Annotated in this window: 20 protein-coding genes and 1 pseudogene; 7 read left to right on the forward strand and 14 right to left on the reverse strand. The window is 66.4% G+C overall.

From position 1 onward, the window contains the following. Positions 1–7: 7 nt before the first annotated feature. The 4 genes from QE389_RS14395 to kduI are packed head-to-tail and all read right to left on the reverse strand — an operon-like array spanning position 8 to position 3,936. Positions 8–1,216, reverse strand: coding sequence for a rhamnogalacturonan acetylesterase (locus tag QE389_RS14395; RefSeq protein WP_307368736.1), 1,209 nt, complete (start codon positions 1,214–1,216; stop codon positions 8–10). 28 nt (positions 1,217–1,244) lie between these two features. Next, positions 1,245–2,288 (reverse strand): sugar kinase, encoded by a 1,044-nt coding sequence (locus QE389_RS14400; protein WP_307368738.1) that lies wholly within the window; start codon positions 2,286–2,288, stop codon positions 1,245–1,247. A gap of 20 nt (positions 2,289–2,308) precedes the next feature. After that, a complete protein-coding gene (kduD, locus tag QE389_RS14405; protein WP_307368742.1) occupies positions 2,309–3,067 on the reverse strand; it encodes a 2-dehydro-3-deoxy-D-gluconate 5-dehydrogenase KduD in 759 nt (252 codons plus the stop codon). 23 nt (positions 3,068–3,090) lie between these two features. Beyond that, a complete protein-coding gene (kduI, locus tag QE389_RS14410) occupies positions 3,091–3,936 on the reverse strand; it encodes a 5-dehydro-4-deoxy-D-glucuronate isomerase (RefSeq protein ID WP_307368743.1) in 846 nt (281 codons plus the stop codon). Positions 3,937–4,247: 311 nt separating this feature from the next. On the opposite strand from kduI, the gene QE389_RS14415 reads away from it, so the two are divergent. The 4 genes from QE389_RS14415 (at position 4,248) to QE389_RS14430 (ending at position 13,281) form a co-directional block, all read left to right on the forward strand. Then, positions 4,248–5,354, forward strand: coding sequence for a glycoside hydrolase family 105 protein (locus QE389_RS14415; protein ID WP_307368746.1), 1,107 nt, complete (start codon positions 4,248–4,250; stop codon positions 5,352–5,354). Positions 5,355–5,379: 25 nt separating this feature from the next. Then, positions 5,380–6,969: an MFS transporter gene (locus QE389_RS14420; RefSeq protein ID WP_307368748.1), complete on the forward strand. Its 1,590-nt coding sequence runs from the start codon at positions 5,380–5,382 to the stop codon at positions 6,967–6,969. Positions 6,970–7,324: 355 nt separating this feature from the next. After that, entirely contained in the window at positions 7,325–10,456 is a 3,132-nt protein-coding gene (locus tag QE389_RS14425) for a TonB-dependent receptor (RefSeq protein ID WP_307368751.1), read from the forward strand. Positions 10,457–10,545: 89 nt separating this feature from the next. After that, on the forward strand, positions 10,546–13,281 hold the full coding sequence (locus tag QE389_RS14430; protein WP_307368753.1) for a Tat pathway signal sequence domain protein: 2,736 nt from the start codon (positions 10,546–10,548) through the stop codon (positions 13,279–13,281). A 19-nt stretch (positions 13,282–13,300) separates the two neighbouring features. Here QE389_RS14430 and QE389_RS14435 read toward each other — a convergent pair whose 3' ends face one another. From QE389_RS14435 to rhmD, 5 genes are read right to left on the reverse strand one after another with little or no spacing between them, the layout of a single operon-like run. Further along, positions 13,301–14,203: an amidohydrolase gene (locus tag QE389_RS14435; RefSeq protein WP_307368756.1), complete on the reverse strand. Its 903-nt coding sequence runs from the start codon at positions 14,201–14,203 to the stop codon at positions 13,301–13,303. Continuing rightward, entirely contained in the window at positions 14,200–15,174 is a 975-nt protein-coding gene (locus tag QE389_RS14440) for an alpha/beta hydrolase (protein ID WP_307368759.1), read from the reverse strand. Before QE389_RS14440 ends, QE389_RS14435 begins: the two co-directional genes overlap by 4 nt. 11 nt (positions 15,175–15,185) lie before the next feature. Continuing rightward, on the reverse strand, positions 15,186–15,935 hold the full coding sequence (locus QE389_RS14445; RefSeq protein WP_307368761.1) for an SDR family NAD(P)-dependent oxidoreductase: 750 nt from the start codon (positions 15,933–15,935) through the stop codon (positions 15,186–15,188). Next, on the reverse strand, positions 15,932–16,780 hold the full coding sequence (locus QE389_RS14450) for a fumarylacetoacetate hydrolase family protein (RefSeq protein WP_307368762.1): 849 nt from the start codon (positions 16,778–16,780) through the stop codon (positions 15,932–15,934). Before QE389_RS14450 ends, QE389_RS14445 begins: the two co-directional genes overlap by 4 nt. A 21-nt stretch (positions 16,781–16,801) precedes the next feature. After that, entirely contained in the window at positions 16,802–17,995 is a 1,194-nt protein-coding gene (rhmD, locus tag QE389_RS14455; RefSeq protein ID WP_307368764.1) for an L-rhamnonate dehydratase, read from the reverse strand. Between the two features lie 140 nt (positions 17,996–18,135). Here rhmD and QE389_RS14460 point away from each other — a divergent pair, with 140 nt between their 5' ends. Genes QE389_RS14460 through lldD form a run of 3 tightly spaced genes read left to right on the forward strand, consistent with a single transcriptional unit; the run spans position 18,136 to position 20,886 of the window. Further along, entirely contained in the window at positions 18,136–18,942 is an 807-nt protein-coding gene (locus QE389_RS14460; RefSeq protein WP_307368767.1) for an IclR family transcriptional regulator, read from the forward strand. Between the two features lie 24 nt (positions 18,943–18,966). Then, positions 18,967–19,743, forward strand: coding sequence for an SDR family NAD(P)-dependent oxidoreductase (locus QE389_RS14465; RefSeq protein WP_307368769.1), 777 nt, complete (start codon positions 18,967–18,969; stop codon positions 19,741–19,743). 9 nt (positions 19,744–19,752) lie between these two features. Then, entirely contained in the window at positions 19,753–20,886 is a 1,134-nt protein-coding gene (gene lldD / locus QE389_RS14470; protein WP_307368773.1) for an FMN-dependent L-lactate dehydrogenase LldD, read from the forward strand. A gap of 24 nt (positions 20,887–20,910) precedes the next feature. On the opposite strand, the gene QE389_RS14475 is transcribed toward lldD, so the two are convergent. The 5 genes and pseudogenes from QE389_RS14475 to QE389_RS14495 all read right to left on the reverse strand — a co-directional run bounded on the left by QE389_RS14475 (position 20,911) and on the right by QE389_RS14495 (position 26,293). After that, positions 20,911–22,107 carry an SGNH/GDSL hydrolase family protein gene (locus tag QE389_RS14475; RefSeq protein WP_307368775.1) on the reverse strand — a complete coding sequence of 399 codons (1,197 nt, stop codon included), beginning with the start codon at positions 22,105–22,107 and terminating at the stop codon, positions 20,911–20,913. A gap of 13 nt (positions 22,108–22,120) precedes the next feature. Beyond that, on the reverse strand, positions 22,121–22,816 hold the full coding sequence (locus QE389_RS14480; protein ID WP_307368778.1) for a DUF6250 domain-containing protein: 696 nt from the start codon (positions 22,814–22,816) through the stop codon (positions 22,121–22,123). Continuing rightward, positions 22,813–23,535: a hypothetical protein gene (locus QE389_RS14730; protein WP_373458324.1), complete on the reverse strand. Its 723-nt coding sequence runs from the start codon at positions 23,533–23,535 to the stop codon at positions 22,813–22,815. The genes QE389_RS14480 and QE389_RS14730 overlap by 4 nt, the downstream gene beginning before the upstream one ends. After that, positions 23,531–24,736, reverse strand: a pseudogene (locus QE389_RS14490) (hypothetical protein); the annotation flags it as partial. The pseudogene QE389_RS14490 and the gene QE389_RS14730, both read right to left, overlap by 5 nt. Positions 24,737–24,841: 105 nt before the next feature. Continuing rightward, positions 24,842–26,293 carry an amidohydrolase gene (locus tag QE389_RS14495; protein ID WP_307368785.1) on the reverse strand — a complete coding sequence of 484 codons (1,452 nt, stop codon included), beginning with the start codon at positions 26,291–26,293 and terminating at the stop codon, positions 24,842–24,844. Positions 26,294–26,308: the final 15 nt, after the last annotated feature.

A 26,308-nucleotide genomic window follows, 5' to 3' on the forward strand; every position in this document is an offset into this window, starting at 1 on the left:
GGCGCGGTCAATCGCCGCGCGGGCGCTCGCGGCTGGCGGTCAGGCTGGGCGCGATGGCGGTCTCGGCCATCGGCGGCGTGTCGGGCGTGAAGCGGCGGAAGTTCGGCGCGACATGGGCCGCGAGATCGGGCGCCTTTTCCGCGATCTGGGCGGCCACGGCGTGGGCCAGCAGCCAGGCGCCCGCATTGTCGTGATGGGTGTGGTCCGCCCCGCCGTCGTTGAACAGGCGCGCCGCCTGATCGGGACCCAGGGCCTCATAGATGCGACGCGAGGCGTCGTTCAGGTCGATCAGCGGCACGTCCTCCTCGCGCGCGACCCGACGTGCGGCCTCGGCATAGGCGCCCAGCGTATCCTGGATGCGTCCGTCACGGAAGTTGCGACGCTCGGGCGAGGTCACCAGGATGGGATGGGCGCCGCGTCGCTTCGCCTCGGCGATGAAGACCTTCAGATAGGCCGGATAGGTCGTCTCGGGATCGGCGTAGGTCTGAGGCCACTGGGTCTTCTGGTCGTTGTGGCCGAACTGGATCAGCAGCCAGTCCCCGGCCTTCAGCGTGGTCAGGATCTTGGCCAGGCGCAGCTCGCTGAGGAAGGATTTCAGCGTCTCTCCCGACTGGGCGTAGTTGGCCACCGCGACATCGGGCGTCAGCAGGGCGGGCAGCATCTGGCCCCAGCTGGCCGCAGGTTCCGACGGCTGGTCGGTGACGGTGGAATCGCCCGCCAGATAGACCACCGGCGCCTCGACCGGCTCGATGTCGATGGCCGCCACCTGCGGGCGATCCAGAAACTCCAGCGTCAGCCGGTCGTCCCAGGTGCGCGAGGCCAGTTCCTGAGGCGTCAGGACCACGGCCGTTCCGCCCGGCGCATTGGCCGGCGGCGGGGGCAGGGCGGGGCCGCGCACATGGACCAGGAAGCTGCGCGTCTGGTAGGCGCCGGGGGCGGTGACGACATCGCGCACCATCAACCGGCGGGCCTCGGCCTTGACCGTGGTGCGCCCCGCCTGGGCGCCGCCGAAGCGGATGGTGACGCGATAGACGCCTTCGGGCACGGCAACGGAAAACAGATAGCCGTCCGATGCGCCGCCCGGCTCGAACCCATAGGCGTTCGGCTGATAGGTCTGGCTAGGCTGAACCGCGATCCGGTCCGGCGCGGTCGGCTGGGCCGCCAGATCGAACCGCCAGGTCGAGATCGCCGCCGCCATGAGGATCGCCGTCAGCATCGCGGGTCTTTCCTTGTCAGGGTTCGGCCTATCGCCGGATATCGAACCCGCCGTCGCCCATGGCGGCGTGGACGTCTTCGGCGGAGACCAGGTTGAAGTCGCCGGGGATGGAGTGTTTCAGGCCGGCGGCGGCCAGCCCGAAGTCCAGGGCCTGCTGATCGGGCCAGCCGCTCCACAGACCGAACAGTACGCCGGCGGCGAAGGCGTCGCCGCCGCCGACGCGGTCCACAACGCCTGTCATGTGCAGGGCGGGCGCCAGGGTCTCGATCACATTGTCCCCATCACGGGTCAGCATCACCGCCGACAACGCATGGTCGGTGACGCTGTCCTGAACCCGCTGGGTGCAGGCGATGCGCTCCAGTCGGGGGAAGGCGGCGAAGGCGGCGGCGGCGGCCCGACGGCGACGTTCGCCCGGGTCGGGGCTGTCGAAGGTCGTCTTCAGCACCAGGGCGAAGTCGCGGTCGTCGGCGAAGGCGATCGTGGCTCCCGCCAGCATCCGGCCCAGGGTCGCGTGCGGATCGCCGTCCCACTGTTCCCATAGCTTGCCGCGGAAGTTGCCGTCATAGCTGACCTTGACGCCCTTTCGGACGGCGGCATCGATCAGGGCGACGGCGGCGGCTGAGCCGTTCGGGCCGGTCGCGGGCGTGACGCCCGAGGCGTGCAGCCATTCGACGCCGTCCAGCAGCCGGTCCCAGTCGAAGACCTTGTTCACCTGTTCGACGAAGGCCGAACCAGCGCGGTCATAGAGCACTTCGGACGGACGCCGCACCGCGCCCGGCGTCAGGAAATACAGCCCCATCCGGCCGGGCGTGAAGACGATGGGCGCGGTGTCGACGCCGTGCTGGCGCACCGCATCGCGGGCGGCGCGGCCCAGGGCGTTGTCGGGCAGGACGGTGGCCATGCGCGTCGGGACGCCGAACTGGGCCAGGGACACCGCGACATTGGCCTCGGCCCCGCCCGGACGCACGGTCAGGGCGGGGGACTGCAGCAGCAGCTCGTTCTGGTTCGGCGAAAGCCGCAGCAGCATCTCGCCGAAGCAGAGGATGCGGCGAGGAGATGGAGCCTGGGTCATATGCGAACGCTAGCCGTGTCTCAGCGCGCCTGCCAGCCGCCGTCGACCGGCAAAATGGCGCCCTGGACATAGTCGGAGGCGCGGCTGGCCAGGAAGACGGCGGCGCCCCCCAGGTCCGACGGCTGGCCCCAGCGACCGGCGGGGATGCGGCCTAGGATCTCGGCCGAACGCACCGGGTCCTCGCGTAGGGCCTGGGTGTTGGCCGTGGCGAAATAGCCGGGGGCGATGGCGTTGGCGGTGATGCCGTGCGGCGCCCATTCGTTGGCCATCAGCTTGGTCAGGCCCGCCACGCCCGACTTGGACGCGGTGTAGGACGGCACGCGGATGCCGCCCTGGAAGGACAGCATGGAGGCGATGTTGATGATCTTGCCGCCGTCGCCTTGCTTGATGAACAGGCGGGCGACCGCCTGGCTCATGAAGAAGACGGTCTTCAGGTTGATGTTCATCACCAGGTCCCAGTCGGCCTCGGTGAAGTCCACCGCGTCGGCGCGGCGGATCAGACCGGCGTTGTTGACCAGGATGTCCACGCGGCCCATCGCCTCCAGCGCCTCGGCCAGCACGCGCTCGACCGGCGCGATGGAGGTCAGGTCGGCGCTGATGGCGTGGGCGCGGCGGCCCATGGCCTTCACCTGGGCGACCGTGTCGTCGGAATCGGACAGGGCGACCGAGACGATGTCGGCCCCCGCCTCGGCCAGGGCCAGGGCGATGCCCTGACCCAGACCCGTGTTGCCGCCCGTGACCAGCGCCACCTTGCCGGTCAGATCAAACGGATTGCTCATTGGTGTTTTCTCCCCTGTCCCGATCAGCGCAGCTGGCAGATGTCGAGCTTGCACATGTCGGTGTAGTCCAGGTTCTCGCCGCCCATGCCCCAGATGAAGGTGTAGTTGGAGGTGCCCGAACCCATGTGGATCGACCACGGCGGGCTGATCACCGCCTCGCCATCGGCCATGACGATGTGGCGCGCGTTGTCCGGCTCGCCCATGAAGTGGAAGACGCGGTCGTTCTCGCCCAGGCCGAAGTAGAGATAGGCCTCCGAACGACGGTCGTGCAGGTGCGGCGGCATGGTGTTCCACACCGAGCCGGGCTTCAGCACCGTCACGCCCAGCAGCAGTTGGCAGGACTTCACCTTCGCAGGGACGATATACTGATAGATGGTCCGCTCGTTCGACGTCTCCAGCGACCCCATCTCCAGCGGCACGGCCTCGTCGATCGAGATTTTCGTCAGGTCGTAGCGGGCGTGGGCCGGCATGGCGATCAGGTAGAATTTGGCCGGTTCGGCCGCGTTCTTGGAGGCGAAGGTCACTTCGCTCGATCCCATCGGCACATACAGACCATCGCGGAAGGCCAGTTCGACGGTTTCGCCGTCGACGGTGATCGAACCGGCGCCGCCGATGTTGACCACGCCCAGTTCGCGCGCGTGCAGGAAGGGCTTGCCCGCCAGGGACGGCGGCTCGGAATGGGTGGGCAGGCTCAGGGCGCCTGAGACCGGCATGGCCCCGCCCAGCACCATCCGCTCATTGTGCGAATAGTTCAGGCTGACCTTGTCCGGCGTGAACAGGCCGCCGACCAGATAGCGGTCGCGCAACTGCTGGTTCGTCGCGCCTTCCATCATGTCCGGATGGGTCGCCTGATAAATCTTGTCGTACATGGGATCGGACATGGTCCTTGGCCTCGCGCAGGTTGATCGCGACGTCCCATCTTCGAAGAACGGGCCGCCCCGAAGGCTTTAACAGAGTCTCAGCGCCGTTCTTGACGGGGCATTTATGCTCACATAATGAGAGTGGCATATAAGAAATGGGACGGCGTTGCTAGGCGCCGTTTTCGGGAATAGGGTTGGAAACTGTCGGGGAGGCCAAGGGCGCGTGAGACGGCTTGTCGCTGTCGCGCCCATGGAAATCCCTGCCTGTTCATCTCCGCCCTGATGTGAATGACGGCGCCTCGGCGCCTTGGGAATCCGCAATGCCGAACCTGATCCACGACCTGCCTTACGCCGACGTCCGCGACGCCATCGCGCGCCTGATGGACAATCTGGTGAACATCAAGGACGACACCGGCGAGTTCCTGCTGCGTCTGGAAGACGGCCGGGTGATCGACACCAAGGGTTGGAACGACTGGGAATGGACCCACGGCATCGGCCTCTACGGCATCTACAAGCTGTATGAGCAGACCAATGATCCGGCCGCGCTGGATATCATGCTGAACTGGTTCCGCGACCGGTTCGCCGCCGGGACGCCGACCAAGAACATCAACACCGTCTCGCCCTTCCTGACCCTGGCCTATCTGTACGAACAGACGGGCGACCAGACCTTCATTCCCTACCTCGACACCTGGGCGGAATGGCTGATGGACGGCCTGCCCCGGACCGAGGAGGACGGCTTCCAGCACATCGTCTTCAACGACGAGAACCCGCAGGAGCTCTGGGACGACACCTTGATGATGAGCGTCCTGCCGCTGGCCAAGATCGGCCTGGTGCTGGACCGCCCGCACTATGTCGAGGAGGCCAAGAAGCAGTTCCTCATCCACATCAAATATCTGTTCGACCGCAAGACCGGCCTGTGGTTCCACGGCTGGACCTTCCTGGGACGGCACAACTTCGCCGACGCCCTGTGGGCGCGCGGCAATTGCTGGGTCACGATCGCCATTCCGGAGTTCATCGAACTGCTGGACCTGCCGCCCGAGGACAGCCTGCGTCGCTTCCTGATCGAGACGCTGGAGGCCCAGGTGAAGGCCCTGGCCCAGCATCAGGACGAAAGCGGTCTGTGGCGCACCCTGATCCCGGATCACGACAGCTATCTGGAGGCCTCGGCCACCGCCGGCTTCGCCTACGGAATCCTGAAGGCGGTCCGCAAACGCTACATCAGCGCCGAATACGCCCCGATGGCGCTGAAGGCCGTCAAGGGGGTCCTGGCCAACATCTCGGACGACGGCGAACTGCAGCAGGTGTCGTTCGGCACGCCGGTCTTCGACGATCTGCAGGGCTACAGGGACATTCCTCTGACCTCCATGCCCTACGGCCAGTCCCTGGCGATCCTGTGCCTGGGTGAATTCCTGCGCCAGTACATCTGACGCGGCGCGGTCTGGAGAAGTCGAGATGACGTCCACGCAATCGTCCCCCCGCGTCCCGCGCTGGTATAACTACTGGGGCTGGGGCTCCGGCGACATGCTGGGGGCGGGGGCGCAGGCCGTCATCACCGGCTGGCTGTTCTACTTCTTCACGACCTTCTGCGACCTGACGCCGGTCGAGGCGGGCTTGATCCTGGGCCTGCCGCGCCTGCTGGAGGCCATCACCTGTCCGCTGATCGGCTATGTGTCCGACAATCTGCGACACACCTGGATCGGCAGGACGGTGGGACGGAGGAAGATCTTCCTCCTGATCACCATTCCCCTGCTGCCCAGCTTCGCCCTGATCTTCATCAGCGGCCAGACCTTCGTCTATTACCTGACGACCTTCATCTTCTTCGAGCTGCTGTACACGATGTTTCTCATTCCGTGGGAAACGCTCGCGGCCGAGATGACCAAGGATTACAAGGAGAAGGCCAAGTTCGCCGGCGCGCGGATGCTTGTGGCCCAAAGCTCGGCCATCCTGGCCTCCTATCTGCCGACCCTGATCATCAACAACTTCGGCGGCAAGGATTCGGCCCAGACCTTCCTGATCATGGCGACCATCTTCGGCCTGTTGTTCAGCGCCGTGGTGATCCTGGTGGTGATCTTCACCTGGGAGCGGCCGTTCACGGCCGACGAAAAGGCGATGAAGGCCGAGCCGCTTAACCTGCGCCGGGCGGCCCTGATCCCGGTCAACATGTTCCGCGACCTGTTCTCGACGCTGCGCATCCGCGCTTTCCGCCAGCATCTGTCGATCTATCTGGGCGGCTATATCTCGCAGGACATCTTCAACACCGCGTTTCCGATCTTCGTGGCCACGGTCATGCTGGGCGCCACGGTGATGATCTCGCAGATGATGACGGTGATGTATGTCGCCCAACTGCTTTCGGTGATGGTCGCCATCCATCTGGTCATCCGCATCGGCCCGGTCATCGCCTATCGGATCGCGGCGGGCTTCTTCACCAGCGCCCTGGTGCTGCTGCTGGTCTTCTATTTCGTCCGGCCGACCGTCGGAGGGCAGGATCTGTTCGCCCTGATCAATCCGGTCTCGGGCGGGTTCAATCTGGGCGCCGCCTTCTGGCTGCTGGGACCGATCGTCCTGGCGGGGCTGGGGCGCGGCACGCTGAACTTTGTGCCCTGGTCGGTCTATAACTATCTGCCGGACGTGGACGAGGCGGTCACGGGTCAGCGGCGCGAGGGCATCTTCGCCGGGGTGATGACCCTGGTGCGCAAGGTGGCCCAATCGGGCGCCATCATCCTGACGGGCTGGATCATCGAGACAGGGGGCTATGTGTCACCCAAGGCCGGGGCGGCGGGCGTCGCCGTGACCCAGACGCCGGGCGCGGTCGCCACGGTCGCCTGTCTGCTGGTGTTCGGGCCGATGCTGGTCATGGCGGCGGGCGCGATCCTGTCCTGGTCGTTCCGGCTGGATCAGCCCAGTCACGCCGTTCTGATGAACGAGATCGACCGTCTGCGAGACGGCGAAACCGAGCCGTCAAGTCCTGAGGCCAAGACCATAGTCGAAAGTCTGACCGGCTGGCGATATGACCGCCTGTGGGGCCGTAACCGGCTGACGTAAAACGATTTTATATCGTGGGCGTTCTATGTTCCCACAATATGAAATAAGAATTTCATATTTGGCACAAAGCGCTGATGATGTTATGAATGCGTCATAACAAGAAGATGAGTCCGCAAAGGACCGCTTGCCGGAGGGAAACATAAAGGCCGCGTCAGCGGGGCGGACGTCCATCGACGTCGCCGCCAACGCCAACTGCAGATGATCTGACGGGCGTGAATGACGCTCGCACCTCAGCCTTCGAAATCAAGGCCGCCAGGGAGGCGGTCGCGAAGGCGTCGTTCGAACAATAAGGCCGCAGGGCCGGAGGAGGAATTCAGTGACGACACAGTCGAACGGGCGATGGGCTCGCCGCTTCATGTACACCGCCGGCGCCGCCGCTCTTATGCTGGCGTCCGCCGGCGTCGCGAACGCGCAGCAGGCGACGCAAACTCAGGCGACGGACGCTCCGGTGTCCACCGTCGATGAAGTCGTCGTCGTCGGCACGCGCTCCAGCCTGCAGTCGGCCATGAACCGCAAGCGTTCGGCCAGCACCGTTTCGGACTCCATCGTCGCCGACGACATCGGCCAGTTTCCCGACAAGAACGTCGGCGAGGCCCTGGGCCGCGTCACCGGCGTTCAGCTGTCGCGTGACTTCGGCGAAGGCAACGCCGTCTCCATCCGCGGCGTCGAGCCGGACCTGAACCGGGTCGAGATCAACGGCGTCAGCGTTCTGTCCACGGCGGGCAATCTGAACGTCTATGGCGGCGGCGGCCGGTCCAACGACTTCCGCGAACTGCCGGCCGAGATCGTCAAGTCGATCGACGTGTTCAAGGGCTTCACCGCCGACATGACCGAAGGCGCCATCGGCGGCACGGTCTCGGTCCAGACGCGCAAGCCCCTGGATTTCCGCAAGCCCACCTTCTCCATGACCCTGGCGGGACAGAAGCTGGACACCCTGCCGGACTGGAAGCCTCGCGCCAGCTTGTTCGGTGCGACGCAACTGCTTGACGGCCGTCTGGGCCTGATGGCCAACGTCACCTACGACAATGTTTTGACGCGGGGCGACTTCTACGACGATCACTCGTGGGCGCGGTTGGGGGACTTCGATAATTCGCCGGACAAGACGGTCACCTTCTACAATCCGACTTATAGTCGTGTGGTGAATGACTATTTCGCCGGGATCAACAGCGAGGCGGCCTGCGCCACCATCACGACGCCAGACGCTAGTCTTATGACCACAACGGCGGCGCGCACAGCCTGCCAAAGCCAATGGTATGATTACAACCCGCGTATCCCGCGTTATCGCGTCTGGACCCGCGACGATGAGCGCACGTCTGGCGAGTTCACGGCAGAATACAAGTTCACGGACAATCTGCGCGGTTTCGTCACCTATCAGACGAACAAGCGGACGCAGCAGTTGAACGACATCAACTACGGCACCGACTTCACATCTCTGGATCGTCTAAACTACACGGGTGCGAACTGTTCGCGCGTTAGCGCCGCGACGGCCCAGAACGTCCCGGGCGTGGTGGTCGATGCCAACCACAACGTCATTAAATACACCGTCGGCAACTGCGTGAATACTGCCGGGCGGGGCGGCGAAGGCGCGTTCAGCATCTCGTCGCGCGACTTCCGGTCGGAGAGCACCTCCGAATACATCACCTACGGCCTGAAATGGCACAACGACCGCTTCAAGGTCGACTTCTTGGGGGCCAACGCCAAAACCGATACCCTGAATGAGACAAACAATGTCTCGGTCGGTTTCAACACCCCCGGCTTGGTCGTCAGCCTGGAGCCCGGGACGTCTGCGCCGACTTTCACCTTTGCTCAAGGTTATTCACCTTCGGATCTATCGGCTGTCAGCCAGTACCAAATTCAGTATCGTCCGTCGCAGCAGGCTGCAAAAGAAGATCAGTATAAACTGGATGTCGATTTCGATCCGAGAACGACGTTACTGACTAATATCAAGTTTGGTGGTCGATACTCAAGCTTGGAAAACAAGGGTTACGACTACGGCGGATTTATCATCAGTCCAGGGGCCAATCTGGCATCTGAAATTGACAACATCGTCATCTACTCCAACTCGATCAACTCGACGGCGCGTGTTATAGATAGTGCGACGGCCGATCAGACAGCTGCGACTTACGGTAATACTTATCAAACCAACTATTGGTCTACGACCGAGACCTGGTCGCGCGCGTTCTCGAATTCGGTCTTCGCCTCGGCCATGACGCCGCTGCCGTCGGATTTCCACTATGGAGGCGGCGCTCTGCCGGCGAACTGGCTTTATCCAAATTTCAACGCTATCGCCCAACATTTGGACACCAGCCACTTCAATCTGGACAACCTTTATTCGGGCGTCGCAAACGACGGTAAGACCTACGACCAGATTCCCACTGGAATGAGGGAGAAGACAGATGCTCAGTATGTCCGGCTGGATTGGGCGTTGCCGATCTTCGGCTTGGACCTAGTCGGGAATCTGGGCCTTCGTCGGGTGCATACCCAGACTCAGACATTCGGCAAGTATATCCGTAATGAGACGCGCCTGGTCGGCGGCACTCCTGCAACAGGCACTTCTCCTGGGACCCCAGGTACACCTACAACAGCGGTCGTGTCCAACACTCTTGTTGAGCAGACCCGCGAGTATACGAAGTGGCTTCCCAGCTTTAACGTCAACGCTTGGCTGATTGACAATGTACTGAGCATGCGTGTCGGTTATGCCCAGTTGATGGCGCGGCCGCTGTATAACTTTTTGGTGCCGAACATGACCTGCACCATCAACTATGCCAACGACAACACGTCAGAAGATGGACCGGACAGCTGCTCGGCGGGCAATCCGGATCTGAATCCTTATGAGGCGGCTCAGTACGATCTTTCCGTTGAATGGTATCCCAACCGTGACACGCAGTTTTCGGCTGGCTTCTTCTACAAGGATATCCAGAGCTTCTACGTTCCGGCACGCACCAACCTGGGTCTGCGGGACGTATTCGGCGATGGCGTGCTGTATTCGTACAACAGCTACATCAACGGCAAAGGCGCCAAGATTTCGGGCATTGAGCTTACCGCCAAGACCGCCTTCACCTTCCTGCCAGGGCTTCTGTCGGGCTTCGGCGCCGACGTGAACTACACCTATCAGGAAGCTTCGGACGTGGGCGTCTTCAGCCAGTTGGATGGATCGCCGCTGCCCTATCCTGGCCTGTCCAGCAACAGCTACAATGCGACGCTGTGGTACGAGCGCGGTCCGATCAACGCCCGTCTCGCCTACAACTATCGCTCGCGGTATCTGGTCACGGCGGCCGATCAGTCGGGCAATCCGATCATCAAGGAGCCGACCGGCTATCTGGACGGCAAGATTTCGTGGAAGCCGGGCCTGAAGGGGCTGACGCTGTTCGCGGAAGGCAAGAACCTGACCGAGGAGGACGAGTCGTCCTTCGCTGGCGATATCCGCCTTATCAACAGGGGGTATTCGGGCCGTCGCTTCTTCCTGGGCGCGACCTACAAATACTGATCGTCACGGCGATCACGGCCGTCGCCCCAGCGGGCGGCGGCCGTTTTTCTTTCAGAGTATAATCGCCGCTGGGGCGGCGGGAGTTGACCATGGCGTTCCAACCTTCTCGGCGTCACCTGCTCATGGGCGCCGGCGCCCTCGCGGCGGCCCAGGCCATGTCGGGAGCCGCGATCGCCGCGCCGCGCCGGGCCGCGCCCGCCACCCCGCTGCGCTGGCTGGATGGCGACAAGCCCGGCTATCTGGACGGAACCACCTTCGGCGTGCCGTGGCCGCGCGGCGTGCTTCGTCCCAATCAGGCGTTCAGCATCCGCGATGGATCGGGCCGTGCAACCCCCGCCCAGTCCTGGCCCATCGCCTATTGGCCCGACGGCTCGCTGAAATGGTCGGCCCACGCCGTGACGGGCGATGCGGCGCTGGACAGTCTGACGCTGGTTCCCGGCGCCCCGGCCGCGCCGGCGCAGCCGGTTCGGGCGGCCGATCAGGGGCAGCAGATCGTCGTCACGGTCGGCGACCTGGAATGGCGAGTGCCCAAGTCGGGCGACGCCCTGATTTCCGGCGCCACGCGCGCGGGTCGGCCCGTGGTCGGCAAGCTGTCGCTGGTCGCCCTGTCGCAGGACAAGCCCGAACTGGAGGCGGGTGGGGCGGTCAAGTCCTCCCGCTATGGCGTGCGCATCCGTCAGGCCGAGGTCGAGCAGTCCGGCCCGGTGCGGGCGGTGATCAAGCTGGACGGCGTCCATACGGACGGGACGCGCGAATGGCTGCCGGTGTCGGTGCGGCTGTATTTCTACGCCGGGTCGGACGCCGTGCGGATCGTCCACAGCTTCATCTTTGACGGCGATCCGAAGACAGACTTCATTCGCGGCCTGGGCGTCGTCGCCGATGCGCCGATGACGGACGCCAGCTATAACCGCCACATCCGTTTCGCCGGAGAGGGCGAGGGCGTGTGGGGCGAGGCGGTCCGCACCCTGACGGGCCTGCGCACCCGCGCCAATCCCACCGCCGCGGTGCGCCAGGCCCAGATCGAGGGCCGGGCGGTGGCCTTCGCCGACCTGCCCGACATTCTGAAGAACGACGGCCTGCAGTGGGTGCCGGAGTGGGGCGACTTCGCCTTCAGCCAGCTGTCGCCCGACGGCTTCACCCTGCGCAAGCGGACCAGCGAGGGGCACGCCTGGATCGATTCCAATGCGGGCAGGCGCAGCCGGGGCCTGGCCTATGTCGGCGGCGCCTCGGGCGGGGTGGCCCTGGGCCTGAAGGACTTCTGGCAACGCGCGCCGGTCGCCCTGGACATCCGCAACGCTCACACCGACACGGCGCAACTGACGGCCTGGATGTGGTCGCCCGAAGCCCCGGCCATGGACCTGCGCCCCTATCGCAGCGCCAACGGCATGGACACGACGGCCGAGGAACTGGTCGGCCTGGACATCACCTATGAGGATTACGAGGCCGGGTGGGATGACGCGCACGGCATCGCCCGCACCTCGGAACTGACCCTGTGGGCGCTGGGCGCCACGCCGTCGCACGATGTCTTCTCCGCCATGGCCCGTCAGGTCGCGGATCCTGCGCGCCTGACGGTCGAGCCGGCGCGGCTGCATGCGGCGGGCGTGTTCGGCGACTGGTCCTTGCCCGATACATCGACGCCGATCCGGGCGGCGCTGGAAGGCCGGCTGACCCATCTGCTGGATCACTATGTCCGCGAGGTCGATCAGCGACGCTGGTACGGCTTCTGGTCCTATGGCGACGTGATGCACACCTATGACCCGGATCGTCACATGTGGCGCTATGACGTAGGCGGATACGCCTGGGACAATTCCGAGCTTTCGACCGATCTGTGGCTGTGGACCAGCTATCTTCGCACCGGGCGCGCCGATGTGTTCAGGCTGGCCGAGGCCATGACACGCCACACGGGCGAGGTGGACGTCTATCACCTGGGCCGGTTCAAGGGCTTCGGCACGCGCCACGGTGTTCAGCACTGGTCGGATTCGTCCAAGCAGCCGCGCGTCTCGAACGTCGCCTATCGCCGTATCTATTACTTCCTGACGGCGGACGAGCGGGTCGGCGACCTGATGCGCGAACTGAACACCTCGGACCATGCGCTTCAGAACGTCGACATCTCGCGCAAGCTGCCGCCCGCGCCGGGGCGCGCCGTGCCGGAGGGGCAGGTGGTGTCGGGCTTTGGCACCAGCTGGGGCGCCTTCATCGCCGCCTGGCTGACGGAGTGGGAGCGGACGGGCGACCGGCGCTGGCGCGACCGCATCGTCAACGGCATGACCACCATCGGTGGGCTGAAGCGCCGCTGGTTCGCCGGCGAGGCGCCGTTCGACCTGGCCACCGGCCGTTATCAGGGGCAGGGCGACTATGTCGCCGTGTCGCACCTGAACGCCGTCTTCGGCGTGGCGGAGATGAACGCCGAGCTTCTGGACCTTCTGGACGTGCCCTCCTATCGCCGCGCGTGGCTGGAGTACTGCCGCTATTACAACGCCTCGCCGGAGGAGATTTCGGGCTTGCTGGGCCAGGTCCCGCCCGGGCGGTCGCTGACCGAGGCCCACTCGCGCCTGACCGCCTACGCCGCGCACGAGGAGCGGGACGCGGCCCTGGCCCAGCGCGCCTGGAGCGAGTTCCTGGGCAAGGATCCGGCCAAGCTGCGCGCCCTGCTGGGCGCGCGTGGAGACACGGTCGGCGGGACCGAGGTGCTGCGCCCGATCCACGAGGACCCGCAGGTCTCGACCAACGACGCCGCCCAGTGGAGCCTGGCGGCCATCGAGAACCTGGCCCTGATCGGCGACAGTCTGGAAGAGGCGGCGGCGCGTCTGGGCTACACGCCCTGACCGCCGCCCAGCGGCCGTGTCAGAGGCGGTAGATCCCTTCGGCGTTGGCCGCGAACAGGCGATCCCGTTCCTCGGCTGAGAAGTCGGCCGTGATGGCGTCGAAGGCGGCGTAGAAGTCGCCGAAACCGCCGTGGACGCTTTCCACGGGGAAGTCCGAGGCGAACATGGCGCGCTTGGTTCCAAAAGCGTCGATGCACTCCAGAACGATGGGGCGCAGGCTCTCGATCGTCCAGGCGCGGTCGGTGATGCCCAGGCCCGAAATCTTGATCGAGACGTGGGGATTGGCCGCCAGAAGACGCAAGCCCTGACGCCATAAGGCCAGGCCCTCTGCGTCGCGGTCTGTCGGCAGGCCGGCGTGATTGATGATCATCGGAATGTCGGGATGGCGCGCGGCGATGACGGCCGCCGTCGCCATCTGCGACGGATAGAGCTGAAGATCGAACGACAGGCCGTGTTGCGCCAGCCGCGCGAAGCCGGCGACCCATTGCGGATCGGCCAGAAGATCGCGGTCGGTGTAGGTCTTCAGCGGATCGGCATGCCAGCAGACGATCTGGCGAACGCCCCGCACGTTGGCGCGCGCGGCGTGGGCCTCCAGCAGGGCGTCCAGATCGGGGTCCAGCAGATCGGCGCCGGCGACGATGCCGTGGGGATAGCCGTTTCGATCGGCCATGGCCTGAAGCCAGTCGGTCTCGCCCAACTGCTGACCGATCGGCTGGCCGGCCTCGACGTGGACGATCTTGTCCACCCGCCAGCCGGCCGTGTCGGCCAGATAGTCGTCCAGCAGATAGTTCCGATGGGCGATGGCGGTCATGTCGCCGGCCGGATTGTTCGGCAGGGGATCGTCCTGCAGCCAGCCGTAGCGCGCGCGTGACAGGTCCCACAGGTGGACGTGGGGATCGACGATGCGAAGATCGGACGTCATGACGCGGGCTGCGCCTCCTTGCTGAAATAGCCGCGCGCCCGCAGCCAGGCCTCCAGGGCCTGCGGCCAAAGGCTCAGGGCGGGGTCCGCGCCGCCCATTCCCGATCCGTGCGAACCATGGGCGAAGAGATGCATCTCCACGTCCTTTCCGGCCGTCGCCAGGGCCGAATACAGGGCGACCGAACCCCGCACAGGCGTCAAGGCGTCGTCGGTGGTGTGATAGATGAAGGTCGGCGGCGCCTTGGCGACCATGTCCGGCAAGGGCGTGTAGGCGGCGAAGTCCGCAGGTCTGCAGTCCCAGTGGGCGCGGGCGGCGAAGCGGCAGTATTCGGAGCCGCCCTCGGCGTTAATGGTCGTCGCCTCCAGCCAGGGATAGGCCAGAACCAGAAAGTCCGGCCGGCTGGACACGCGCTCCACCGCGTCGACTGCGGCGGGGTCGCCGGCGTCGGACAGACCGACCGTCATGGCGGCCAGGTGGCCCCCGGCCGAAAAGCCCATCAGGCCGATGCGGTCGGGATCGAGGCCCATGGCCCGGGCGTTGGCGCGGACGAACCGCACCGCGCGCTCGCCGTCTTCGATGGGTTGGGGCAGGGGGTGTCGCGCGCCGTAGCGATATTGGAGGACGAAGGCAGTCACGCCGCGCGCGGCGAACCAGTCGGCGACCTGGCGTCCCTCCAGATTTCCGGCCAGACCCACATAGCCGCCGCCGGGCGCGATGATGACGGCCGCGCCGCTGCGTCGCCCGTTCTGCGGGGCGAAAAGGGTCAGGGACGTGTCGTCGTCGCCTGGCCGCAGGGCGTAGCGCCGGGTCTGGAGCAGGTCGTCCTGACCGAGGCTGATAGGCGCATCGACCGCCTGCGCCTGGGCTAGGCTCCACGGCAGGGGGCCGAACAGGCCGCAGACGGTCAGCGCGACACAGGCCGCGCCCGCAACGAAACGGGCGTTCAGGCGTCCGAAAATCCAGCCGCCCATGTCGCCTGCCCCTAGTAGGTTGTCCGACCGCCGGACGTGTCGAACGTCGAGGCGGTGGTGAAGCTGCATTCTTCGGACGCCATGAAGCAGACCATGGCGGCGCTTTCCTCGACTTCGCCCAGGCGGCCCATGGGGATTTTGGAGCGCATGTAGTCGACCTGGCTCTGCGGCAACTGCTCCAGGATCGGGCTTTCGAAGGTGGCGGGGGTCAGGCTGTTGGCGATGACGCCCTTGCCGGCCAGTTCCTTGCCCAACGACTTGGTGAAGCCGATGACCCCGGCCTTGGAGGCGGAATAGGCGCTGGCGTTGGGATTGCCCTCCTTGCCCGCGACCGAGGCGACGTTGACGATCCGGCCATAGCCGTTGGCCAGCATCAGGGGCACGATGGCGCGGCAGCAATAGAAGACGCCGTTCAGATTGATGTCCACGACGCGACGCCAGCTGTCGAGTGGGAAGTCCTGCACCGGAACCGTGGCGCCGGTGATGCCGGCCGAGGCGATCAGGACGTCGATACGGCCCAGCGCCTGATGCGACTGCTCGGCCGCTGCGGCGACGGCGTCCGCGTCGGCGACGTCCAGGGCCACGACGTGGCTGGCGCCCACCTCTTCGGCCGCAGCCTTCAGGGCGTCGGCGTTCAGGTCCCACAGGGCGACCTTTCCGCCCTCGGCGACGATGCGGGCGGCGGCGGCCTTGCCCAGGCCCGAGGCGCCGCCGGTGATCACGGCGGCGCGGCCCGCGAAACGATCCCGATAGGCGTTCATCGGGTCCACTCCACGAAGGTCTGGCCTTGTTCGCCCAGCTTTTCGATGCCCAGGCGGACCGTGTCGCCGGGTTTCAGATACAGCGGCGGTTTCTGGCCCAGGCCCACGCCGGGGGGCGTGCCGGTGGTGATCAGGTCGCCGGGCTCCAGCGTCATGAACTCCGACAGATAGGAGACGATCTCGGCGACGCCGAAGATCATGGTTTTGGTGTTGCCGGTCTGCATCCGCTGGCCGTTCAGATCCAGCCACATGTCCAGGTTCTGGACGTCGCCGACTTCGTCTGCGGTCACGATCCACGGGCCGACCGGGCCGAAGGTGTCGCAGCCCTTGCCCTTGTCCCAGGTGCCGCCGCGCTCGGTCTGATAGGCGCGCTCGGACACGTCGTTGATCAGCACATAGCCCGCGACGTGGTCCAGGGCCTGCTCCTTGGTCACATAGGAGGCGGGCTTGCCGATGACGACGCCCAGCTCGACCTCCCAGTCGGTCTTCTGCGAACCGCGCGGGATCACCACGTCGTCGTTCGGCCCGTTCAGGCAGGTGATGGCCTTGGTGAAGACGACCGGCTCCTCGGGGATCGGCAGGTTGGATTCCGCCGCGTGGTCGGCGAAGTTCAGGCCGATGGCGATGAATTTGCGGCTGCCGTTGACCGGCACGCCGTAACGCGGCTGGCCCTCGACCAGCGGAAGCGCAGCCGGGTCGATGGCCTTCAGGGCGTCGAGCGCCGGGCCGTGCAGTTGATCCGGGGTGATGTCGGCGACGACGCCCGACAGGTCGCGGATGCGCCCTTCGGCGTCCAGTGTGCCCGGCTTTTCCTGGCCCTTGGGGCCGTAACGCAGCAGTTTCATGGTGGAGGAGGGGCTTTCGTCTTAACGCGCGTAAGGGCGGTGCAGGGCGATGTCGCGGTTCAGCTCGACGCCGAAACCGGGGGTGTCGGGAACCTTCAGGCGGCCGTTCACGGGAACCGGCTCGCCGATCAGCTGCGGATGGAACATGGGCACGACCTCGTCGGCGCCGGGGGCCATCATCAGGAACTCGGCGAACGGGCTGTTATGGCGCGTCACCACGAAGTGGTAGGAATAGACCGACGACCCGTGCGGGATCATCAGCACGCCCTTGGCGTCGGCCATGGCGGAGATCTTGATCAGTTCGGTCACGCCGCCGCACCAACCCACGTCCGGCTGGATGATGTCGCAGCATTCCATTTCCAACAGCATGCGGAAGCCCCAGCGGGTGGCCTCATGCTCGCCGGTCGTGACCAGCATCCCCTTGGGCGCATTCTTCTTCAGCGCCTGATAGCCCCAGTAGTCGTCGGGGCTGAGGGCCTCCTCGATCCACTTCAGACCCAGTTTGTGGGCCTCGTGGGCCAGACGGGTGGCGTAGTTCAGGTCCAGCGCCATCCAGCAGTCGAACATCAGCCAGAAGTCGTCGCCGCAGGCGTTGCGCATGGCCTCCAGCTCGGCCAGATTCTTGTGCAGGCCCTCTTCGCCTTCGGCCGGACCGTGGTGCAGGGGCATCTTCCCGCCGATGAAGCCCAGTTCCTTGGCTTTGTCGGGCCGCGCGCCGGTGGCGTAGAAGGTCAGTTCGTCGCGCACCGCCCCGCCCAGCATGGCGAAGACCGGCTCCTGACGCAGCCGGCCCAACAGGTCCCACAGCGCCAGATCGACGCCGGAGATGGCGTTCACCACCAGACCCTTGCGGCCGTAATACTGGGTGGAGAAATACATCTGGTCCCAGATCTTCTCGACCTCGGACGGATCGCGGCCTTCCAGGAAGCGGGCCAGGTGTTTCTCGACGATATAGGCCGCCGGTTCGCCGCCGGTGGTCACGGCGAAGCCGACCACGCCGTTCTCGGCCTCGATCTCCACGACCAGGGTGCCCAGGACGTTGATGCCGAAGCTGCGGCGGCTCTGGCGGTACTCGGGATATTTGGCCATCGGGGTGGCGATGTGGTCGTCGATCCAATGGCCGTCGCCCTGGTCGTGATAGTCGGCGCCGCCCCCGGTCCCGTCGTTCTTCACGACGAAGGCGCGCACATGTTTGATGCGGGGCAGGCGGCTCATCGCGTCATCACCAAAGCTTGGCAATTCGCTCCCATAATGCGGGATTTCACTAGCGTTCCTCCGTGCATGGCGTCAAAGTCAGGCTCGTGTGGCGGAGCGACTTGCGCGTTTTGCTACATTCTGAGAATGAGGATTACGAAATGGGACGAACGCCGTCAATCAAGACCGCACAGGTCGATGGGGATGAAGAGGTCGGCGCCAAGGCGTCCGGCAGCCAGACCCTGCTGCGCGGTCTGGACGTGATCGACGCCCTGATCGACGGCTCCCTGCCACTGGCCGAGCTATCCGAAAAGCTGGACCTGACGCGCAGCACCACCCACCGTCTGGCCTCGGCCCTGGTCGAGCGGCGGCTGCTGTCGTTCCGTCCGCGCGAGGGCTACAGCCTCGGTCCCAAACTGCTGGAGCTGGGCCATGCCGCCAGTCAGCAGATGCATCTGCCGCGCGTGGCCCGACCCTGGCTGGAGCAACTGTCGGCGGCGACGGACGACACCGTGCATCTGGGCGTGCTGGACGGGCGTTATGCACTGTATCTGGACAAGGTCGCGGGACGCAGGCGGATCAACATCGGTTCGCGCCTGGGCGAGCGGCACCCCATCGCCTCGACGGGCCTGGGCAAGGCGCTGATCCTGGACAAGACCGAGGCGGACTGGATCGACTTCTACGCCGAGCCGGGAGCCACGTTCGATTCGGCGGCCCGCGCCGTCTGGCTGGAGCGGATGCACGCCTACGCTCAAAAGGGTTACGCCTTCGACTTGGAGGAGAACGAGGACCAGATCCGCTGTGTCGCCGCGCCGATCCGCGCGGTGGACGGGCACATCGTCGCCGCCCTCAGCGTCTCCTCCGCCGCGCAATATATGTCCGATGCGCGGATGACCGAACTGACCAAAACCGTCACTGAAGCCGCCGACGCCATCAGCGCCGACCTGGGCTGGTCGCCCAAAACCTGAAACCGAACAATCGCCGGAGCCCTCATGCTGCTTGAAAACAAGGTCGTCCTGATCACCGGGGCGTCGCGGGGCATCGGGCGGGCGACGGCGATAGAGGCCGCGCGCCAGGGCGCCGACGTCGCGATCAACACCTTCCGGGATGAGGCCGCCGCCGCCGAGGTGGTCGCCGACATCGAGGCCCTGGGCCGCCGCGCGATCGCCGTCGACGGCGACGTGGCCCAGCCGGACAGCGCGACGCAGTTCGTCGCCGCCGCCGTTCAGGCCCTGGGCCGGGTGGACGTCTTCGTCTCAAACGCCGGCATCTGCCCGTTCCACGCCTTCCTCGACATGCCGGTCGAGACCCTGCGGCGGACGATGGAGGTCAATCTGCACGGCGCCTATTTCATGGTGCAGGCGGCGGCGAACCAGATGGTCAAGCAGGGCCAAGATTCCGAGGGAAGGGGCGGCGCCATCGTGGCGATCAGCTCGATCTCGGCCTTGGTCGGCGGCGAGATGCAGACCCATTACACCCCGACCAAGGCTGGCGTTCACAGCCTGATGCAGTCCTGCGCCGTCGCGCTGGGCAAACACGGCATCCGCTGCAATTCGGTGCTGCCCGGCACCATCGCCACCGACATCAACAAGGACGACCTCGCCGATCCGGCGAAGCGCGAATATATGGAAGGCCGCATTCCGCTGGGTCGGCTGGGTCGGCCGGAGGACATCGCCTCGGTCGTGGCCTTCCTGTCCTCGGACATGGCCAGCTATATGTCCGGCGCCGCCCTGCTGGTCGACGGCGGGGCCTTCGCCAACTTCCAGTAAGACGCGGCCATGATCATCTCGTCCCCCAGCGACTATCGCGAGGCCGCGCGGCGCAGGCTGCCGCCCTTCCTGTTCCACTATATCGATGGCGGCGCCTATGCGGAGCAGACCCTGCGCCGCAATGTCGAGGACTGGCAGGCCATCGCCCTGCGCCAGCGCGTGCTCCAGGATATGACCAGCCTCAGCCTTGAGACAAAGCTGTTCGATGAGACGCTGCGCCTGCCCGTCGTGCTGGCGCCGGTGGGACTGACGGGGATGTACGCACGGCGCGGCGAGGTGCAGGCGGCCCGGGCGGCGGCCTCGCGCGGGGTGCCCTTCACCCTTTCCACCGTCTCGGTCTGCCCGATCGAGGAGGTGGCGCAAGCCATCGATCGGCCCATGTGGTTCCAGCTCTATGTGCTGCGCGACCGGGGCTTCATGAAGAACGCGCTGGAGCGGGCGAAGGCGGCGGGGGTGAAGACCCTGGTCTTCACCGTCGACATGCCGACCCCCGGCGCCCGATACCGCGACGCCCATTCGGGCATGAGCGGGCCGAACGCATCGTTGCGACGCATGATCCAGGCCATGACCCATCCGATGTGGGCCTTCGACGTGGGTCTGCGCGGCACGCCGCACGATCTGGGCAATGTCTCGGCCTATCTGGGCAAGCCGACGGGCCTGGCCGACTATATCGGCTGGCTGGCGAACAACTTCGATCCGTCGATCTCGTGGAAGGACCTGCAGTGGATCCGCGACTTCTGGGACGGGCCGATGATCATCAAGGGCGTGCTTGATCCGCAGGACGCCCGCGACGCCGTCAGTTTCGGCGCCGACGGGATCGTGGTGTCGAACCATGGCGGGCGTCAGCTGGACGGGGTGTTGTCCTCGGCCCGCGCCCTGCCGGCCATCGCCGAGGCGGTGCAGGGCGATCTGACGATCCTGGCCGATTCCGGGGTTCGCAACGGTCTGGACGTGGTGCGGGCGATCTCGCTGGGCGCCGACGTGGTCCTGCTGGGCCGGGCCTTCGTCTATGCGCTGGCGGCGAACGGTCAGGCGGGCGTCGAGAACCTGCTGGACCTGTTCGAAAAGGAAATGCGCGTCGCCATGACCCTGACCGGGGCCAAGTCCGTCGCCGGCATGACCCGCGAGATGCTGGCGGCCTGATCCGCGTCAGGCCGCCATTCGGGTTCAGCGATAGGGCGTCAGGTCGATGGCGTCGGCCATGGCGCGGAAGCCCGCATCGTTGGGGTGCAGATGGTCGCCGCTGTCGTAGGCGGCGGCCAGTTTCAGCGGCTCGGCCGGATCGCGCATCACGGCGTCGAAGTCGATGACGCCGTCCGCCTCTCCGCTGGTGCGAATCCAGGCGTTCAGGGCCTGGCGCGTCGCCTCGCCCTGTTTGGACCAATAGTTGGCGTCCTTGTAGGGCAGGATGGTCGCCAGCCTGATCTTCAGGCCGGCCGCATGGGCGCGGGCGATCATCTGGCGGTAACCGGCGATCAGGTCCGCCGGGGTCGGCGGTTGAGGGTCGTGGTCGCGCCAGGCCATGCCGAAGTCATTGACGCCCTCCAGCACGATCACGTCGGTCGCGCCGGGCACGGCCAGCACGTCGCGGTCGAACCGGGCCAGGGCGGCGACACCCAGGCCGGGCTTTGGCTTCAGGATTCGGTTGCCGGAAATCCCGGCATTGGCGACCGCCACCGAGGTCAGGCCCGCCGCCTGCAGACGGCGCGCCAGCAGGTCGGGCCAGCGCTGGTCGGCGTCGCGTGTGCCGTTGGCGCCGTCGGTGATGGAATCGCCCAAGGTCACGATCACCCGACCAGCCTCGGCCCGCTCCACATCGACGCCCGAGATCAGAAGGCGCTGCGTCACCAGGGTCGGATCGGTCAACTGGTCGGCCGCCGTCTGGTCGCCAGGCGCGACCCAGGCCGAAGACAGGCCCAGCAGGTGGATGGTGGGATCGGCGACCTCATCGGGCAGATAAAGGCTGATCGACAGGCGGCTTAGCGCAGGCAGGGCCAGATCGACTGGATCGCTGAGCAGGGGCGCTTCCGGGGCCAGCAGGGCGCCAGCCGCGCCGTCAAAGGTCAGGTCGCGCGCCGTGCCGGGCACGGGCTTTCCGTCGTCGGCCAGCTGCACGATCCGCACCCGTCCGATCCGCGCGGCGGTCGAGCCGTATTCGTTGGACAGCCGCAGCCGGAAGCGGTCGCCGCCCGCGCTGACGCGAACCACCTGACGCACGGTGACATCCTTCAGCGTCGGAGGGCGGCGGTCGGGTGCGGCGGCCAGGGGCGAGGCGTTCCAGCTTCGCGCCCAGTGGCTTTGCGCCTGGGCGCTGGGGGCGAGGGCCGCCAGGGCCAACGCCAGGATCAGGGCGTGCTTCTTCATCGGCTTCCTCAAACTAGGCGACGGTCCAGACCGAGAAGTCCCGGACGGTCATGTGATTCCAGGTGGTGCGCAGGCCGAACCATCCGCGGCGATAGGGGGCGGGATCGTTCAGGGCGAACATGCGCCGGTCGTCGCGCCAGTATTCGATGCGCGATCCGTCCGCGATCAGGCGGATGTGGTAGGGGCGATTGGCGACGATCAGGTCTTCCGGCGCCGACAGGTCGTGCTGGGGCAGCAGCGGCCTTTCTCCGTTCCCGACATAGCGGCGGAAACGCGATGAGGTGTTCGAGTTGCCGCCCAGCCCGACATAATAGGTCCGCAGCGTGTCATAGTCGGCGAAGGCCCCCGACCGGGGGCGTGCGAGCAGATCGCCGGGACTGCGCGGATCATCGGCCATCCAGAAGCAGTTCAGATCGCTGACCCGGTCATGGGCGCCGCCGGCGAACACGGCTTCGGCCTTGAAGCGGATTTCGACCGGCGAGGTCAGTTCAGGCCGGAACCAGGCGGTGGCCCCCTTGGGCACATCGAAGGTCATCGCCCCGTCGGCGGCGCGCACGGTTCCCTGTCCCTGCTCCAGTTCGACCAGCCACCGATCCATACCGTGGCGGAAATCGTCGGTGTAAAGGCGCCGGGCGCCGGGCCGGGGCAGGGCCGCGCATCCGGCCAGGCCGGCGGCGGCCAAAAGAATCCCGCGTCGGTTCGCCCTCATCGACCGCGTTCCGCAGGCGGAGCCGGATCGAAGGCGAAACTGGGATGCGACGGCTGATTGTAAGCCGAGTTCTGGCCCGACACCTGTGACCGATACTGCGCGTCGTGCATCAAGGTGACGTGGCGGATCGCGGTCGGGTGCGGGGTCACATAGATCCGCAGGGCCGAACTGTCCGCCGTGCGCCAGACCACCTCTTCGCGCCAGTCGCCCAGGATGTCGGCGACCAGAACAGGGTTCGCCTTGGTGCCGTTGTTCGAGGCCGCGCCCTCGGCGGTCAGCAGGGGGACGGACCGCGGGTTCTCCCAGTCCCATTTGAAGATGCGGGTCCCGTCCAGCAGTTCACGCAGGGCGTCGCCGTCCCACCAGATGGCGAAATTCATCTGTTGCGGGCGGGTGGGAGAGATGACCCGGCCGTCGGCGGCATAGAGGTCGTTGCTGTTCGACGCCCAGACCTCGGCGCCCGGATAGCGGGGATCGATGTCGAGGGCCACGCCGCGCCCGACGTCGTGCTGGCCAGGCGTGCGCCACAGGATTTCTCCGGTGCGGGTGTCCACCATGGCCGAGCCGACGCCGCCGTTGCCGCCGACGTTCTCGTGGACGCCGAACTTCTCCAGCCCCGGCCGCGTCGGGTCCAGATCGCTGACATGCATGGCGTCGCCGTGGCCCAGCGCGCGTGGTCCACAGCGGCGTTCCGTCGTCGTCCAGCGCCATGGCGCCATAGACAATCTCCTGGCGGCCGTCGCCGTCGATGTCCGCCACGCTGAACTGATGATTGCCCTGACCGGCGTAACCTTCGGGCGCCCGGTCGCTGTCGAACACCCAGCGCTGGCTCAGCCGACCGTCGCGCCAATCCCAGGCGGCGACCACGGTGCGTCCGTAATAGCCGCGCGCCATGACGATGCTGGGCAGCCGCCCATCCAGATAGGCCGCGCCGCCTAGATAACGTTCGGATCGGTTGCCGTAACCGTCGCCCCATATTGCGGCCAGTTCGTCGGCGCTGGCCGTATCGCCGGATCGGCCGCGAGAGGGGACATAGGGCGCGCTGGCCAGGGCCGCGCCGGTGCGGCCGTCGAAGACGGTGATGAACTCCGGCCCGGTCAGGATGCGCCCGGTCAGGCCCGCCGCCAGGGTTCCGTCGGCCTTGCGTTCGGCGCCCGTGCGGTCGTGGCTGGTGATCTCTCCGCCCGTCTCCCTCCAGTCGGCCTGGCCGTCGCCGAGGATGCGGCCGGTTCCATCGACCGTTCCGTCCGCCGTCTTCAGCGCGATCTCGGCCCGGCCGTCGCCGTCGAAATCCTGAACGATCATCTGGGTGTAGTGGGCGCCGGAACGGATGTTGCGCCCCAGGTCGATCCGCCACAGCCGCCGCCCGTCCAACGTATAGGCGTCCACCAGGGTCGGGCCGGTGAAACCGGCGAAGGCGTTGTCCTTGGCGTTCGTCGGTTGCCACTTCAGCACGATCTCGTAACGGCCGTCGCCGTCCAGATCGCCCACCGTCCCGTCGTTGGCCTCGTATTCATAGGTGACGCCGTCGGGCGTTACGCCGCCCGCAGGCCGATCCAGGGGGATTGTGAGATAGCCGTCGTTCAGGTTCAGCGCTGGGGCCTGATCCCCATCACCGGCCAACTGCACCGTATAACGCGCCTGGGCGTCGCCGTTCGCATCGCGCCAATCCGTCGCTTCGGCCGGCACAGTCCGAGCCACCTTCACACCGTTCTTGAACACGTCGAAACGCGCGTTCGCCGCATCCGTCGCTCTCAGTCGCCACTGCACCAACACGCCGCCTTCGCTGGCCGGTGCGGCGATCACGGATCTGTCCAGGGACTCCAGGCGCACGGTCTCGGCCGTTGCACACCAAGGCGCCGCCAGGAGCGCCGCGGCTGTGCCGAGCAACAAGCTGCGTTGTCCGACCAATCCTGACACGCGCGTTTCCTTCCCATCTATAGTTTGTCCACTTTTTGGGACTTAGTCTCACTATAAACGGTCGCACTGCCGGCTTCAATCAGCCTGAAGCCTCGTCGGAGCCGATCAGTCTCTGTAATTGAGAGCTGGCGCGCGGTCGCCCAGCAGGGCGCGGTACTGGAAGTCGGGGCCGCGGCGACCTTCGAATTCGGCCCTGGCGGCGGCGACGGTCTCCGGGCTCTGGAACAGTTCGGCGGTGGTCAGGGCCAGAGTCTTGGCGGCCAGGTGCGCGCCCTTCAGGCCGATGGACGACCCGGCGGCCACTACGTTCTGCCAACTGTGGCCCGCCGATCCCGGCACGAATGTCGCGGTCGACAGGCCGACCGTCGGCGTGACCCAGGAGACGTCCGACACGTCGGTCGAGCCGCCAAAGTCGCCGCCGATCACCGCCGGCTGGATTTCGCCCACGCTGGACAGCGGCGGCCTGGAGGTCAGGGTCTTCTGGATCTCTGCGGCCAGGGCGATCTCCTCGGGCGTCCAGGCGATGCCGCCGACGGCGCGCAGATTGCGGTCCATGACGGTCATCAGGGCCTCGTTCGGCAGCATGGAATAGACGCCGCCGATGGCCTCGAACTCGACCCGCGTGCCGGTGCCCAGCGCGGCGCCGTCGGCGGCCTTCTTCACCCGCTCCAGCACGTCGCGGACGATCTGGGGATCGGTGTGGCGGACGTAGTAGTAGCTTTCGGCATAGGCCGGGACGACGTTCGGCGCTCGCCCGCCGTCGGTGATGACATAGTGGATGCGGGTGCGGTCGGGCACGTGTTCGCGCATCAGATTGACCATGGCGTTCATGGCCTCGACCGCGTCCAGGGCCGATCGGCCCTTGTCCGGCGCGGCGGCGGCGTGGGCGGCCGTGCCGTAGAAGCGGAACTTGCCCGAGACATTGGCCATGGTGTCGCCCTGGCGGGCGCTGTTGACGTCGCCGGGGTGCCAGTGGACGGCGACGTCCACTTCGTCGAACAGGCCGTCGCGGACCATATAGACCTTGCCCGATCCGCCCTCTTCGGCGGGCGTGCCATAGACGCGCAGTTCGCCCTTGATGTTGTTGGCGGCCATCCAGTCCTTGACCGCGATGGCGGCCTGGACCGAGGCGGCGCCGAACAGGTTATGCCCGCAGCCGTGCCCGGCCGGGGCGCCGGCTGACTGCTGCACCGGGCTGAGGGTCTGGGACAGGCCGGGCAGGGCGTCGTATTCGGCCAGCACCGCGATGACCGGGCCGTCGCCGGTCTTGTAGCGGGCCAGGAAGGCGGTCGGCTCTCCGGCGATCCCCGGCGTGACGGTGAAGCCCGCATCGCGCAACTGACCCTGGAGCAGGGCGGTGCTTTGCGTCTCCTGATAGCCCAGCTCCGCGAACTTCCAGATTTCCAGCGCCGCATGGTCCAGGGCCGGTTCGTTGCGCTCGACGGTGGACAGGATCTGGGCGCGGGCCTGGGGCGACAGCTCTGCGGCGGCGGCCGGCAGGCTGAAACCGGCCAGGGCCGTAGCCAAGGCCAGGGCGCGCATCGAAACGGGCTTCATGGGGAACTCCGATAA

Source organism: Brevundimonas sp. SORGH_AS_0993 (assembly GCF_030818545.1).
Taxonomy (GTDB): domain Bacteria; phylum Pseudomonadota; class Alphaproteobacteria; order Caulobacterales; family Caulobacteraceae; genus Brevundimonas.

What these genes read in the sequence shown, in the direction of transcription:
- QE389_RS14395 (WP_307368736.1), bottom strand. Translation starts at nt 1,216, where the DNA reads ATGCTGACGGCGATCCTCATGGCGGCGGCGATCTCGACCTGGCGGTTC.
- QE389_RS14400 (WP_307368738.1), bottom strand. Translation starts at nt 2,288, where the DNA reads ATGACCCAGGCTCCATCTCCTCGCCGCATCCTCTGCTTCGGCGAGATG.
- kduD (WP_307368742.1), bottom strand. Translation starts at nt 3,067, where the DNA reads ATGAGCAATCCGTTTGATCTGACCGGCAAGGTGGCGCTGGTCACGGGC.
- kduI (WP_307368743.1), bottom strand. Translation starts at nt 3,936, where the DNA reads ATGTACGACAAGATTTATCAGGCGACCCATCCGGACATGATGGAAGGC.
- QE389_RS14415 (WP_307368746.1), top strand. Translation starts at nt 4,248, where the DNA reads ATGCCGAACCTGATCCACGACCTGCCTTACGCCGACGTCCGCGACGCC.
- QE389_RS14420 (WP_307368748.1), top strand. Translation starts at nt 5,380, where the DNA reads ATGACGTCCACGCAATCGTCCCCCCGCGTCCCGCGCTGGTATAACTAC.
- QE389_RS14425 (WP_307368751.1), top strand. Translation starts at nt 7,325, where the DNA reads ATGTACACCGCCGGCGCCGCCGCTCTTATGCTGGCGTCCGCCGGCGTC.
- QE389_RS14430 (WP_307368753.1), top strand. Translation starts at nt 10,546, where the DNA reads ATGGCGTTCCAACCTTCTCGGCGTCACCTGCTCATGGGCGCCGGCGCC.
- QE389_RS14435 (WP_307368756.1), bottom strand. Translation starts at nt 14,203, where the DNA reads ATGACGTCCGATCTTCGCATCGTCGATCCCCACGTCCACCTGTGGGAC.
- QE389_RS14440 (WP_307368759.1), bottom strand. Translation starts at nt 15,174, where the DNA reads ATGGGCGGCTGGATTTTCGGACGCCTGAACGCCCGTTTCGTTGCGGGC.
- QE389_RS14445 (WP_307368761.1), bottom strand. Translation starts at nt 15,935, where the DNA reads ATGAACGCCTATCGGGATCGTTTCGCGGGCCGCGCCGCCGTGATCACC.
- QE389_RS14450 (WP_307368762.1), bottom strand. Translation starts at nt 16,780, where the DNA reads ATGAAACTGCTGCGTTACGGCCCCAAGGGCCAGGAAAAGCCGGGCACA.
- rhmD (WP_307368764.1), bottom strand. Translation starts at nt 17,995, where the DNA reads ATGAGCCGCCTGCCCCGCATCAAACATGTGCGCGCCTTCGTCGTGAAG.
- QE389_RS14460 (WP_307368767.1), top strand. Translation starts at nt 18,136, where the DNA reads ATGGGACGAACGCCGTCAATCAAGACCGCACAGGTCGATGGGGATGAA.
- QE389_RS14465 (WP_307368769.1), top strand. Translation starts at nt 18,967, where the DNA reads ATGCTGCTTGAAAACAAGGTCGTCCTGATCACCGGGGCGTCGCGGGGC.
- lldD (WP_307368773.1), top strand. Translation starts at nt 19,753, where the DNA reads ATGATCATCTCGTCCCCCAGCGACTATCGCGAGGCCGCGCGGCGCAGG.
- QE389_RS14475 (WP_307368775.1), bottom strand. Translation starts at nt 22,107, where the DNA reads ATGAAGAAGCACGCCCTGATCCTGGCGTTGGCCCTGGCGGCCCTCGCC.
- QE389_RS14480 (WP_307368778.1), bottom strand. Translation starts at nt 22,816, where the DNA reads ATGAGGGCGAACCGACGCGGGATTCTTTTGGCCGCCGCCGGCCTGGCC.
- QE389_RS14730 (WP_373458324.1), bottom strand. Translation starts at nt 23,535, where the DNA reads ATGGCGCCATGGCGCTGGACGACGACGGAACGCCGCTGTGGACCACGC.
- QE389_RS14495 (WP_307368785.1), bottom strand. Translation starts at nt 26,293, where the DNA reads ATGAAGCCCGTTTCGATGCGCGCCCTGGCCTTGGCTACGGCCCTGGCC.